The sequence below is a fragment of the Pedobacter zeae genome (genome assembly GCF_014196715.1).
In the GTDB taxonomy this organism is placed as follows: domain Bacteria; phylum Bacteroidota; class Bacteroidia; order Sphingobacteriales; family Sphingobacteriaceae; genus Pedobacter; species Pedobacter zeae.
Map to the genome: position 1 here is coordinate 934,154 of NZ_JACIEF010000003.1, position 12,032 is coordinate 946,185.

The following is a 12,032-nucleotide window of genomic DNA, read 5'->3' on the forward strand; positions in this document are numbered from 1 at the left end:
GCCGTGAAAAGCCCGTAGCGCGGCGAGGACTTGAAACAAAAAGTAGGACTAACCTGAAAAATGAAATGCTGAAATTGCTTTTCTGACTGCAGATTTTACCCTCCGCTTACACTCGGGGCGAAAATTAATTTAATTTATAAGGGGCTACCAATTGAAATTCAGGAATATCAACATCGAATTCTGAGCCATCTATGTCACGCTTCATCAGGTAAGTGCCTTTCATGCTGCCCATGTCGGTTTTTAGGTTGCAACCTGAAACGTAAACATGTGTTTCGCCAGGTTGGATAACGGGCTGTAAACCAACAACGCCCTCCCCTTCTACTTTCCTGCGGCTGGAGTTAGAATCAAAAATTAACCATTGACGGCGCATTAGCTGTACAGCATAGTCAGAAAGATTAGAAATTTCTACGCGATAAGCGAACATAAAATGCTCGTTGGCCGGATTTGAATATTCTGGCTGGTAAACTGTTTCAACCGAAACTTTAACCCCGTCTGTAATAGCTGTAACCATGATAGTAACGAATGTATGAAAAAAGCTTTCAAAAATCAAGCCAGTACCTTAGTGGCATCATAGTTAGCAAATTTTTCTGCCACTTCTTCTAAAATGCTGTAAATGTTGTTGATATCGGGCTCGGCTACCAACCGCATGCGATATGGTTTAAAATCTGGCAGACCTTTGAAATAGTTGGCGTAATGGCGGCGCATTTCGAAAATTCCTGTTTTTGGACCTTTCCATTCCAGTGATTTATCTAAATGGGTACGGCAAACCTCAATCCTTTCTGCTATGGTTGGTCCGGGAAGGTGTTCGCCGGTTTTAAAGAAGTGTTTTACCTCGCGGAAAATCCAGGGGTAACCTATAGCTGCACGACCGATCATAATGCCATCTACCTCGTATTCCATGCGCCAGTTGGCCGCTTTTTCAGGACTATCTACATCACCGTTGCCAAAAATTGGGATTTTAATGCGCGGGTTGCGTTTAATTTCCCTGATCAGCGTCCAATCGGCTTCGCCTTTATATAATTGTGCCCTAGTCCGGCCATGGATGGTAAGTGCCTGGATACCCACATCCTGAAGTCGTTCGGCAACTTCGTAAACATTTTTGGTATTATCGTCCCAACCTAATCGGGTTTTTACGGTAACCGGCAAATGCGATGCTTTAACTACAGCATCGGTCATTTTTACCATTTTATCAATATCCTGAAGCAAGCTGGAACCAGCACCTTTACAAACCACATTTTTTACAGGACAACCGTAATTAATGTCGACTAAATCCGGGCCTGCGGCAGAAGCAATTTCGGATGCTTCGCGCATGTGTTCGATATCTCCACCAAAAATCTGGATGCCAATAGGCCTTTCGTATTCGAAAATATCGAGTTTTTGCCTGCTTTTAGCTGCGTCACGAATCAAGCCTTCTGAAGAAATAAATTCGGTATACATCATATCGGCCCCGTTTTTTTTGCAAACATAACGGAATGGCGGATCGCTTACATCCTCCATCGGAGCCAGCAATAATGGGAACTCACCCAAATCTATATTTCCTATCTTAACAGACATTTTCTATCTTCAACGATTAATAAAACATACAAAGGTACAAATAATGAATTTTGTAACACCCATCCGCAAAGGCAGCCACCCACTTTTACAGATATTTTTACTTTGCGTTTACTGGGCGGTTGGTGCGGTAATATGCACATTATTAGGCTTTATAGTGGTCGCAGTTGTTTATGGCTCTTCTATTTTTGGGGAGTTGGGAAGCATTATGAATGGCGATCCTAAATTTATCACAGCCTTAAAAATAATCCAGGTTTCCAGTTCCATCGGAATGTTTATTTTACCTCCCATTGCTTTAGCGTATACTGAGGGGCAAAAGCCGAATTCTTTTTACGGGTTCAACAAGCCTGCTTTTCTTCCTTTTGTTTTAGTTTTTGCCATTATGGTAGTAAGTATGCCTGTTATGGAAGGAGTAGCGGTTTTCAATCAAAAAATGGTATTGCCCGGATTTTTGAAGGAACTGGAAAACTGGATGAAAATGAAGGAGCAGGAAGCCATGAAAATGACCATCCAATTAATTACGGTGAGGAGTAACTGGGATTTTGTGGCCAACCTGATTATGATTGCAGTGCTGCCAGCTATTGGCGAAGAACTCTTTTTTAGGGCAGGGCTACAGGGTTCGTTGCAAAAAATGTTGGGCAATCACCATGTTGCCATCTGGAGTGCGGCCATTATTTTTAGTGCAATCCACCTTCAATTTTATGGCTTTGTACCTCGTATGCTGCTGGGTGCAGGCTTTGGCTATCTGTATTATTATAGCGGAAGCATCTGGTATGCCATGTTGGCGCATTTTTTAAATAATGCTTATGCGGTTTGTGCTGCTTTTTACATGCAAAAACATCATATGCCACTCGATAAAGTTGATGAACCGGTTGGTTTTCCATGGTATGGCTATTTAATTAGTGCAATAATTACCATAGCTTTGTTTAAATTTTTTAAAGATAACGCAACACGTGAGCGAAAATTGGGTTAAAGTATATACCACCAGTGATGCCTTTGCGGCCGAGGTATTAAAACAGGGATTAACAGAAGCCGGTATTCCGGCAGTAACGATGAACAAACAGCTCTCGGCCTACAACATCGGTGAAATAAATGTTTTGGTGAATAAAATCGATTTTGATAAGGCCATAGAATACATCGTTGAAAACGAAATTGAGTAACTGATTAAACATTACCTATTTTACATCTCCCATCTTACATTTTTAGCATGAAAACCAGGGCAATAACTGCTTTCTTTTTTACCATTGTAATGCTTGGCTCAATCCTTTTGGGGAGTTATACTTTTACCATATTTTATCTTGTTTTAAGCATTTTATCGTTATTCGAATTTTATAAGTTGATTAAGAACTCGGGCATCAGGCCACACCGGAATATTGGTTTGGTTGCCGGATCTCTGATTTTTTTAATGGCTGCAGGTTTACATTACTTAAAATACGATGTGAAGTACCTGCTGCTTTGCATTCCTTTTATTTTCTCGGTTTTTATTACCGAGCTGTATAAAAAGAATAAAATTCCGTTCGCCAACATTTCATATACTTTTGTGGGCTTTGTTTATGTAACCATACCTTTTTGTTTTTTTCATGCGCTGGGCTTCTTAAAAAACTGGAACGAATATAACTTTCATTTTCCCCTGGCCTTTTTATTAATGCTTTGGGCAAACGATACCGGAGCCTATCTTTTTGGTGTGAAATACGGTAAGCGAAAACTGTTCGAGCGCCATTCACCTAAGAAAAGTTGGGAAGGTTTTTTTGGCGGGATGTTTACGAGTGTATTGGTTGCCTTTGGACTTTCGTTCTGGTTTACCGAAAGTCCGGCCTGGGTATGGGCAGGTATGGCGTTATTGATTGCAAATTTTGGTACACTGGGCGATCTGGTAGAATCGATGCTTAAACGTAGCCTGGATACTAAGGATAGCGGAGGCTTGTTGCCGGGACACGGCGGTTTGTTAGACCGTTTTGACGGATTATTATTGGCTGCACCGGTAGTTTATGCCTATTTGTATCTGATTTTGTATTAAAAAAGAACATTTATCGTCCTCGTTACAAACGAATACTATTTATTCAATGGAAGCAACCACAACGTGATAGGCTCTCTGCACCTGCTCACCTGTTTTGGTTTTTAACTGTTCTGTTTTCCGGATAGCATTTTTAATTTTAAAGCTGGCACTATCCAATAATTCCTGTACTTTTTCTGCTTCATAAAGCGTGAAACCATAAGAAGTAAAAGGAAGATTTTGCATAAAGGTTTTATCGGCAAAGCATAAAGAAAAAATTCCATCTGGCTTTAAAACCCGTTTAATTTCGTTAAGATAATGCTCCGGATTGCGCCAAAAGTAGATGGTATTAACGGTAAAAATTTTATCGAACAGATTACTTTCAAAAGGCAGTGTATCGCCATTGGTTAGCTCAAAATGAACAATACCCTCATTAACAAAATCCTGATTGATTTTTGCTGCTTCGGCAATAATCGTTTTTGAAATATCAGCCCCGTAATATTTTAATTTTTCGGCTTTGGATAAGAGTTGAGCAATATGTCCACCATTTCCATGGCCGATTTCTAAAACGGTATCATTATTTTGAAGATTTAATGCATCAATAGCCGAGATGGTCATTCCAAGATTACTGGCGTGCATCATTTCGCCTGTTTTAATGCCGTGCTCGCCATCAGGACAGCTTAATTGTTTCGCAATAATTTTTAAATCTTCTTCTGAATATTGATGCTCCATCATCAAATTTAAAGATTTAAATCAGATGATTTTATACTGTTTTAGCTAAAAACTTATAAGGCTATTTGATTACCTGTGTTGGTTTTTTGTTTTCATCAATGGCTACAAAAGTGAAATCGCCATGTACAGCCAGTTCTCTTCCTTCGGCATACATCTGCTCGATATAAATTTCTACATTAACCTTTAAACTGGTATTTCCGACGTGGTTAACCTTACCGATAAGCTCTACAATGGTGCCTGCCGGAATCGGTTTTTTAAAATCAATCCTATCGCTGCTTACCGTTACCATAATCTGGCGGCTAAAACGCGTTGCGGTGATAAAAGCGACTTCGTCCATTAAGTGCATGGCGGTACCACCAAAAAGGGTATCGTAGTGGTTAGTTGTATTGGGAAAAACGGCTTTAAAAATACTGGTTTTGGAGTTTTCTATTCTTTCTTCTAAGGTCATGGGGTAAATATATGAGGAGTAAAAAGCTTTGACAACTTTCTGATCAGAAAGTTGTCAAAGTTGAGATCAGGACACAAAATAATAAAAGTTGTCATCCCGAGCCTGTCGAAGGACAATCTACTTCAATTATTTCACAACGAGGGTCTTCGACAAGCTCAGACTAACAACGGAGGAATATTTAACATCATAGCGTTAATGCTTCGGAGGCCGAAATGATATTAATTTACCTGAAGATCTGCTGCGGGTATTTTTTCAGTTTTACGCATCTCTTTTGCAGCTTCAACCATTTCGATCAATGCTTTTTTGGTTTCGTCCCATCCCCGGGTTTTTAAGCCGCAATCAGGGTTTACCCAAAGTTGCTCTGAAGGAATAACCGTTTTTGCTTTTTTGAGTAATCGAATCATTTCTTCGCGTTTAGGAACCCTTGGGGAATGTATGTCGTACACACCCGGGCCAATTTCGTTTGGATATTTAAAATCGGCAAAAGCATCCAACAATTCCATCTGGGAGCGCGAAGTTTCGATCGTGATTACATCAGCGTCCATATCTGCAATACTCTGGATGATATCGTTAAATTCCGAGTAGCACATGTGGGTGTGGATCTGGGTATCATCTTTCACACCGCTGGCCGAAATTTTAAAAGCTTTAACTGCCCAGTTCAAATAATTTTGCCATTCGGCTTTGCGTAATGGTAATCCTTCTCTAATGGCAGGTTCATCAATCTGAATAATTTTTATTCCAGCATTTTCAAGGTCGCAAACTTCATCGCGAATAGCCAAAGCAATCTGTGTACAGGTTTCTGACCTGGGTTGATCATTCCGCACAAACGACCATTGTAGAATCGTTACCGGACCTGTTAACATACCCTTCATGTATTTAGAAGTAAGCGATTGCGCGTAAGCCGTCCATTTCACTGTCATCGGTTCAGGACGTGAAACATCACCAAAAATGATGGGTGGTTTTACACATCGAGATCCATAGCTTTGTACCCATCCGTTTTTAGAAAAGGCAAAACCATCCAGTTGCTCACCAAAATATTCGACCATATCGTTACGCTCAAACTCGCCATGTACGAGTACATCCAAGTCGATTTCTTCCTGCCATTTAACTGCTTTTTCGGTTTCCTGGGCAATTAAATGATCATATTCTTCAGCAGAAAAAGTTCCGTTTTTAAGCTTTGCCCTCCAGCTTCTTACTTCTGCTGTTTGCGGAAATGATCCGATTGTAGTGGTAGCATAAAGCGGTAAGTTAAGCTCCCTTTGTTTGATTTTTCTGGTTGAAAATGGGCTCAAACGTTCCGAATCCTCCTCCTTTAAAGCCAAAACCCGTGCTTTTACTGCCGGATTGTGGATGATCTTGGAAATTTTACGGTTGCTGATGGCAACTTTATTTTCTTCCAGCTTTTGCAGGGTAGATGCAGGGCTTTCGTTGGTGATCAGTTTTTTTAAGGTAGCGAGCTCTGCAATTTTTTGTTTTGCATAGGCCAGCCACTGTTTAATTTCAGCTGATAAATTTTTCTCATTGGTTTCATTATCCAGATCAACCGGAGCGTGGATTAGCGAGCAGGATGGCGCAATCCATACTTTATCTAATCCTCTTTTTTCTATTGCCTGGTTGATAATGGAAACAGATTTTTCGAAATCATTTTTCCAAATGTTCCTTCCATCAACCAAGCCTAACGAGAGGATGGTGTCGTCTTTTAATGCAGCTAAAACATCAGTCAATTGATCTTCTGCACGTACCAGATCAACGTGTAAAACATTTACCGGCAGTGAAGCGGTTAAAGCAAGATTATTGCCTAAAGCCCCGAAATAAGTCGCCAGAACAATTTTTAATCTTGGGAAAGCCTTTCTGATTTCTTTATAGGCATATTCATATGCTTTTTTGTCTTTTTCAGTGAGATCCAATGTTAAAAAAGGCTCATCAAACTGAACATACTCGGCATCCAACGCATCTAATCGCGATAAAATGTCGATATAAACGGGAAGCAGGTTTTTGATCAGGTCTATTTTTTCAAATCCAGCTTCTTTTTCCTTGCCTAATAAAAGATAGGATACCGGGCCGATCAGAACAGGTTTAGTGGTAATGCCCAGTTGTTTAGCCTCGTAAAACTCATCAATAATCTTGGTGGAGAAAAGTTTAAAAGCCTGGCCTTTAGAGAACTCCGGAACGATATAATGGTAATTGGTATCAAACCATTTGGTCATTTCCATTGCTACCACATCCAGGCCTTCTTTTTGATAACCCCTTGCCATAGCGAAATAAAGATCAAGCTCTTCATTTCCTTTTTTCAGGATCACCTCATTATACCTCCTTGGGATTGCTCCAAAAGTTAAGGAATGATCCAGAACATGATCATAAAAAGAAAAGTCGTTCGATGGAATAACATCAATTCCAGCTTCTTTTTGAAGGTTCCAGTTTTCGCGACGAATGTTTTTTCCCACCTGAAGCACATTTTTGTACCCCGTTTTATCTGCCCAGTAATTTTCGCAGATTTTCTTTAATTCCCTTTGGCTACCTATTCGCGGATAGCCCAGATTTTGCGTTAGCATCTCTTTTAAAGATTAAGTAAATAAATCGTTTAAAAGCCCTTAAAGCAATATTTTGTAATACTTTGTGTTAAAAAATTAAAGGAAAGGTTAGGGCACAGCCTGCCCACTTCTCAGCAAACGCTTAAAGCAAGCATATAAAATTTTAATTTTATCGTGTACAATCAGACCTGACCAGTTACTTTATAACGCGAAAGCACCGTCAATTCAATATAGGCAGGTCTCCTGACTTATTCCCGGTTTTATCGCCTTCCCATCCCGGTAAACGGCACAGTGGCATGATTGATAAAACCGTTGTCTTCTTTAAAGACAGAATTTACAGTTGCGCGACAGCTCGTGATTTGCACACGATTCCCTATTAATCCCGGTTGTATTCCGGGAACCTCTATCGGTTGATGAAAAATAAAGTTAAGAACTTACATCAAGACAAATGTATGCATTAGGATTTAAAGATTAAGGTATTTTTGTAAGCATTGATTCTCGTGCTTCCCATTAATGGTTTTTAATTTATTTCACCACAGTGGTACACAGATAAACACGGATTTTTAAACTACGGATGAAAATCCATATGCGTCCTTTTTATCTGTAGTTAATGTTGTACTCATAGAATTACTTGTAACAAATTTACAGCAAGCGGTTTTTGGCGGCTATTCTCTATTATATTTGATTAACTAACTAAACCTCCTATTATGATAAAAATCTACTTTAAAAGGCTTTGCATTGCTTTTTTAATGGTAAGTAGCGGTATAGCGCTGGCCCAGCAGGTACCAACGCCAAAATCGCATTTCGGTTTTGATATCGGCGACGATTATCAGTTGGCCAATTATACCCAAACGGAAGCTTATTTTAAAAAACTTGCAGCAAATTCGAATCGTGTTAAACTGATCGACATTGGTAAAACTGAAGAAGGCAGAAGCCAATATATGCTGATCGTTTCCTCGCCGGAGAATTTAAAGAAATTAGACCGATATAAAGAAATTTCACAACAATTGGCCCATGCCGAAATTACGCCTGAGCAGGCAAAAGCGCTCTCGCAGGAAGGTAAAGCTGTAGTCTGGATAGATGGGGGCCTGCATGCAAATGAGGTGGTTGGTGCGCACCAGTTGATCGAAACCGCATACCAGTTTGCTTCCAGAACTGATGCTGAAACCCTGCGTATTTTAGATAATGTGATCATTTTGTTTACACATGCCAACCCTGATGGGCAAGAACTGATAAGCAATTGGTACATGAGGGATAAAGATCCAAAGAAAAGAACAACTTTCGGGCTCCCGGTTCTCTATGAAAAATATGCAGGACATGATAATAACCGCGATTTCTTTATGTTAAACCTTAAAGAAACACAAAATATTGGCCGTCAGCTTTTTATAGAGTGGATTCCGCAAATTATGTATAACCACCATCAGGCCGGTCCGGCAGGAACGGTGGTTGCCGGTCCGCCTTATCGTGATCCGTTTAATTACGTTTTCGACCCAACCCTGTTAACCAGCTTGGATGCCGTTGGTGCTGCCATGCACAACCGGATGAATGTAGAAAACAAGCCTGGTTATACGCAGCGCGGGGGATCGGTTTATTCTACCTGGTACAATGGCGGATTAAGAACCACAACCTATTTTCATAACATGGTTGGCCTTTTAACAGAAATTATCGGAAACCCAACGCCTTCTGAAATTCCTTTGGTTCCTTCGCGTTTATTGCCGAACGGAGATTCGCCAAACCCGATTACCCCAAGGAAATGGTACTTTAAAAACTCGATTGATTACTCTGTATCATTAAACTATGCCGTTTTAAATTATGCACAACGTTATCGCGACGAATTGTTGTACAACATTTACCAGATGGGTAAAAATTCAATTGAGCGGGGTAAAAAAGATACCTGGTCATTCTCTCCAAAGAAAATTGAAGCCATTAACAATGCTGCAAAAAGCGAAAGGGGTACTTCAGTTGCAGGTGGAGATGTCGATTTTGGACCAAGGCGGCAGATCAGTACAAAAGCTTTTGATACGGTCATGAAGGCGCCGGCAAACCGTGATGCACGGGGTTATATTTTATCTGCAGATCAGCCGGATTTTAACACTGCCATTAAATTTTTAAATGCATTGATCAGAACGGGAATCGTGGTGCAAAAAGCAACAGCAGCATTTACCGTTGCTGGTAAAAATTATCCTGCCGGAAGTTATGTGGTAAAAACCGATCAGGCTTTCCGTCCACATGTTTTGGATATGTTTGAGCCACAGGATCACCCAAACGATTTTAAATACGAGGGCGGTGCCCCGATTCCGCCCTACGATGCTGCGGGGTGGACATTGGCCTATCTAATGGACGTGAAATTCGACCGTATTTTGGACGATTTTTCTGGTCCGTTCGAAAAAAATCCTCATGGCGAACTCTTAAAACCAGAAAATAAATTGCCAAATGGATCGGGTTATGTGTTAAGCGCTGCACAAAATGATTCTTATACCGCAGTTAATGATTTATTGAAAAACAAGGTTGAAGTTTACCGATCTGCAGAAAATGGCGATTTTTATGTTTCGTCAGCAGGAAAATCCTTATTGGAAAAGGCAAATATTAAACTAAAAGTTGCGGCTGCTCCAAAGAATAAAATCAAAGTTTCGACAGCCAGAATTGCCCTTTGGGATACCTACGGTGGTTCAATGGCTTCAGGCTGGGTGCGGTTTTTAATGGAGCAATATCACTATAACGCTACGGTGATCTATCCGCAGGACGTGGATGCCGGAAATTTAAAATCCAAATACGATGTGATCATTTTTGTAGGAGGTGCAATTCCGTCGGTTCAGGGCGGAGGTGGAGGAAACAGATCTTTCGGGCCAAAAGCAGATGAAATCCCACAGGAATTTAGAAACCGTTTGGGCAGGATTACTGCTGATAAATCAATCCCTGAATTGAAGAGGTTTTTAGAGGCTGGTGGTAATATTGTAACCATTGGCAGTAGCACCAGCCTGGCTTATCACTTAAACCTGCCTGTACGTAACGCAATGGTAGAAATTGTAAACGGCGAAGAAAAACGGTTACCTGCTGAAAAATATTATGTTCCCGGAAGTGTGTTAAATGTAGGCGTAGACACCTCTTTGCCTACCAATTGGGGGATGGAAAAGGAAGCTGATGTATATTTTGATAATAGCCCTGTTTTTAAACTGACGGGTGATGCTATTGCTGCAGGGAGGATTAAACCATTAATGTGGTTCGAAAACGCCACGCCATTGCGCAGTGGCTGGGCCTGGGGTCAGACTTACCTGCAAGATGGCATAACCGCATTCGAAGCAAAAGTTGGCAAGGGAAAATTACTTGCTTTCGGGCCTGAAATAACCTTTAGGGCACAAACGCACGGCACCTTTAAGCTGATATTTAACCAATTGTATAAATAAGTTAAGCAATTATTTACTTTGTCACGTTGAGTTTAGCGAAACGCCCTATCTTAACATGATCTTTCTACATGCTCATGATGACAATTCTTAATCAAAGCTACTATCCCAAAGGATAGTAGCTTTTTACTTTGGTCTTACTATAGTCAATTATAATACGCTTAATTTTGTGTTATGAAAGTAGAAATCTGGTCGGATGTAATGTGTCCGTTTTGCTATATCGGGAAGAGGCATTTTGAACAGGCATTAGAAAAATTGCCCTTCAAAAAAGAAATTGAAATAGACTGGAAGAGTTTTCAGCTCAATCCGGAGTATCAAAACACCAGTAACGAAACGGTTTACGATTATCTTTCAAGAAGCAAAGGGATGCCGGTTGAGCAGGCTAAGCAAATGACCAGGCAGGTGGCTGATATGGCCGCAAATGCTGGCTTAACTCTTGATTTTGACACCAGCATTCCTGCAAATACCTTTAATGCGCACCGCCTGATCCATTTGGCAGCAAAACATGATCTGCAGGATTTAGCAGAAGAAAAATTGTTTGAAGCACATTTTCTAAAAGGCAGAAATATTGGCGAAAATGATGTTTTGATTGATCTTGCCGTAGAAATGGGTTTGGATAAGGAGGAAGTTACCGCTGTTTTAAATGGCAATGAATTTGCAGAAGCTGTTCGTTATGATATTTATGAAAGCCAGAATTTAGGGATTAGAGGAGTGCCTTATTTTGTGATGGACCGCAAGTATGGTATTTCAGGTGCTCAGCCTGTTCAGGCTTTTACCGATGCGCTTACCCAAAGTTTTAACGAGTGGAAAGCCGCTCAACCCAAAACTATACTTACCTCATTAAATAATAATAATAATGATGCGGTTTGTGACGAAAATGGTTGTGAAATATAAGTTTGTTTCCCGTAGATAACCGCTGATTTTCTGCCAAGATCATTTTGATCTGCGGGCATTATTATGCAATCCCTTCATGCTGAATTTTTTTCAGCATCTGCTGAGAAACTTAATACAGATTAGGGCGCTGAAACAGTTCGGGAGGGTGGATCGCGAGGGATCGTTCCGCTATGCTCAGGACAATTGGCAGGAATAAATGCCCTGATTTGTTAATAGACCCCATCTATCGATTTTGATTCTTCAATGGCGTTAATAAATATTCCAAGCCATTAACCCGGATTTCAAACATTGTAGCCATTAAATCGCCCAATTTACCTTTCGGAAAGCCCTTATCCTTATACCAAAGCAAATAACTTTCGGGGATGTTGCAGATCAGGTAACCTTTATATTTCCCATAAGGCATTTGCATTTTCACTAAATCGAGCAATAGGGTTGGGTCTAACATGTTTATTTTAAGGTAGTGCTGGTAATTTGAAAACGTT

11 protein-coding genes and 1 riboswitch are annotated in these 12,032 nt (G+C 40.4%); of the genes, 5 read left to right on the top strand and 6 right to left on the bottom strand.

Annotated features, from left to right (window positions below; all coding sequences use genetic code 11):
* Positions 1–124: 124 nt before the first annotated feature.
* Together apaG and dusB are read right to left on the bottom strand one after the other, a co-directional pair.
* A complete protein-coding gene (gene apaG, locus GGQ60_RS17055; RefSeq protein WP_183766606.1) occupies positions 125–511 on the bottom strand; it encodes a Co2+/Mg2+ efflux facilitator ApaG/CorD in 387 nt (128 codons plus the stop codon).
* A gap of 35 nt (positions 512–546) precedes the next feature.
* Positions 547–1,554, bottom strand: coding sequence for a tRNA dihydrouridine synthase DusB (dusB, locus tag GGQ60_RS17060; RefSeq protein ID WP_183766608.1), 1,008 nt, complete (start codon positions 1,552–1,554; stop codon positions 547–549).
* Between the two features lie 43 nt (positions 1,555–1,597).
* Between dusB and GGQ60_RS17065 the strand changes: the two genes are divergently transcribed.
* From GGQ60_RS17065 to GGQ60_RS17075, 3 genes are read left to right on the top strand one after another with little or no spacing between them, the layout of a single operon-like run.
* Positions 1,598–2,524, top strand: coding sequence for a CPBP family intramembrane glutamic endopeptidase (locus GGQ60_RS17065; protein WP_183766610.1), 927 nt, complete (start codon positions 1,598–1,600; stop codon positions 2,522–2,524).
* Positions 2,505–2,711: a putative signal transducing protein gene (locus GGQ60_RS17070; RefSeq protein WP_025141658.1), complete on the top strand. Its 207-nt coding sequence runs from the start codon at positions 2,505–2,507 to the stop codon at positions 2,709–2,711. The genes GGQ60_RS17065 and GGQ60_RS17070 overlap by 20 nt, the downstream gene beginning before the upstream one ends.
* 47 nt (positions 2,712–2,758) lie before the next feature.
* Positions 2,759–3,568 (top strand): phosphatidate cytidylyltransferase, encoded by an 810-nt coding sequence (locus GGQ60_RS17075; protein WP_183766612.1) that lies wholly within the window; start codon positions 2,759–2,761, stop codon positions 3,566–3,568.
* 39 nt (positions 3,569–3,607) lie between these two features.
* On the opposite strand, the gene GGQ60_RS17080 is transcribed toward GGQ60_RS17075, so the two are convergent.
* From GGQ60_RS17080 to metE, 3 genes are all read right to left on the bottom strand, one after another.
* Positions 3,608–4,279 carry a class I SAM-dependent methyltransferase gene (locus GGQ60_RS17080; RefSeq protein WP_221235985.1) on the bottom strand — a complete coding sequence of 224 codons (672 nt, stop codon included), beginning with the start codon at positions 4,277–4,279 and terminating at the stop codon, positions 3,608–3,610.
* Positions 4,280–4,337: 58 nt separating this feature from the next.
* On the bottom strand, positions 4,338–4,724 hold the full coding sequence (locus tag GGQ60_RS17085; RefSeq protein ID WP_183766614.1) for an acyl-CoA thioesterase: 387 nt from the start codon (positions 4,722–4,724) through the stop codon (positions 4,338–4,340).
* Between the two features lie 218 nt (positions 4,725–4,942).
* Positions 4,943–7,276: a 5-methyltetrahydropteroyltriglutamate--homocysteine S-methyltransferase gene (gene metE / locus GGQ60_RS17095; RefSeq protein WP_183766619.1), complete on the bottom strand. Its 2,334-nt coding sequence runs from the start codon at positions 7,274–7,276 to the stop codon at positions 4,943–4,945.
* Positions 7,277–7,471: 195 nt separating this feature from the next.
* Positions 7,472–7,675, bottom strand: a riboswitch (cobalamin riboswitch).
* A 287-nt stretch (positions 7,676–7,962) separates the two neighbouring features.
* Here metE and GGQ60_RS17100 point away from each other — a divergent pair.
* Positions 7,963–10,659 (top strand): M14 family metallopeptidase, encoded by a 2,697-nt coding sequence (locus GGQ60_RS17100; RefSeq protein ID WP_183766621.1) that lies wholly within the window; start codon positions 7,963–7,965, stop codon positions 10,657–10,659.
* Positions 10,660–10,830: 171 nt separating this feature from the next.
* Positions 10,831–11,550, top strand: coding sequence for a DsbA family oxidoreductase (locus GGQ60_RS17105; protein WP_183766623.1), 720 nt, complete (start codon positions 10,831–10,833; stop codon positions 11,548–11,550).
* A 223-nt stretch (positions 11,551–11,773) separates the two neighbouring features.
* Here the strand turns inward: GGQ60_RS17105 and GGQ60_RS17110 are convergent, their stop codons facing one another.
* Positions 11,774–11,995 (bottom strand): DUF3820 family protein, encoded by a 222-nt coding sequence (locus GGQ60_RS17110; protein WP_029274918.1) that lies wholly within the window; start codon positions 11,993–11,995, stop codon positions 11,774–11,776.
* Between the last annotated feature and the right edge of the window lie 37 nt (positions 11,996–12,032).

What these genes read in the sequence shown, in the direction of transcription:
- apaG (WP_183766606.1), bottom strand. Translation starts at nt 511, where the DNA reads ATGGTTACAGCTATTACAGACGGGGTTAAAGTTTCGGTTGAAACAGTT.
- dusB (WP_183766608.1), bottom strand. Translation starts at nt 1,554, where the DNA reads ATGTCTGTTAAGATAGGAAATATAGATTTGGGTGAGTTCCCATTATTG.
- GGQ60_RS17065 (WP_183766610.1), top strand. Translation starts at nt 1,598, where the DNA reads ATGAATTTTGTAACACCCATCCGCAAAGGCAGCCACCCACTTTTACAG.
- GGQ60_RS17075 (WP_183766612.1), top strand. Translation starts at nt 2,759, where the DNA reads ATGAAAACCAGGGCAATAACTGCTTTCTTTTTTACCATTGTAATGCTT.
- GGQ60_RS17080 (WP_221235985.1), bottom strand. Translation starts at nt 4,279, where the DNA reads ATGATGGAGCATCAATATTCAGAAGAAGATTTAAAAATTATTGCGAAA.
- GGQ60_RS17085 (WP_183766614.1), bottom strand. Translation starts at nt 4,724, where the DNA reads ATGACCTTAGAAGAAAGAATAGAAAACTCCAAAACCAGTATTTTTAAA.
- metE (WP_183766619.1), bottom strand. Translation starts at nt 7,276, where the DNA reads ATGCTAACGCAAAATCTGGGCTATCCGCGAATAGGTAGCCAAAGGGAA.
- GGQ60_RS17100 (WP_183766621.1), top strand. Translation starts at nt 7,963, where the DNA reads ATGATAAAAATCTACTTTAAAAGGCTTTGCATTGCTTTTTTAATGGTA.
- GGQ60_RS17105 (WP_183766623.1), top strand. Translation starts at nt 10,831, where the DNA reads ATGAAAGTAGAAATCTGGTCGGATGTAATGTGTCCGTTTTGCTATATC.
- GGQ60_RS17110 (WP_029274918.1), bottom strand. Translation starts at nt 11,995, where the DNA reads ATGTTAGACCCAACCCTATTGCTCGATTTAGTGAAAATGCAAATGCCT.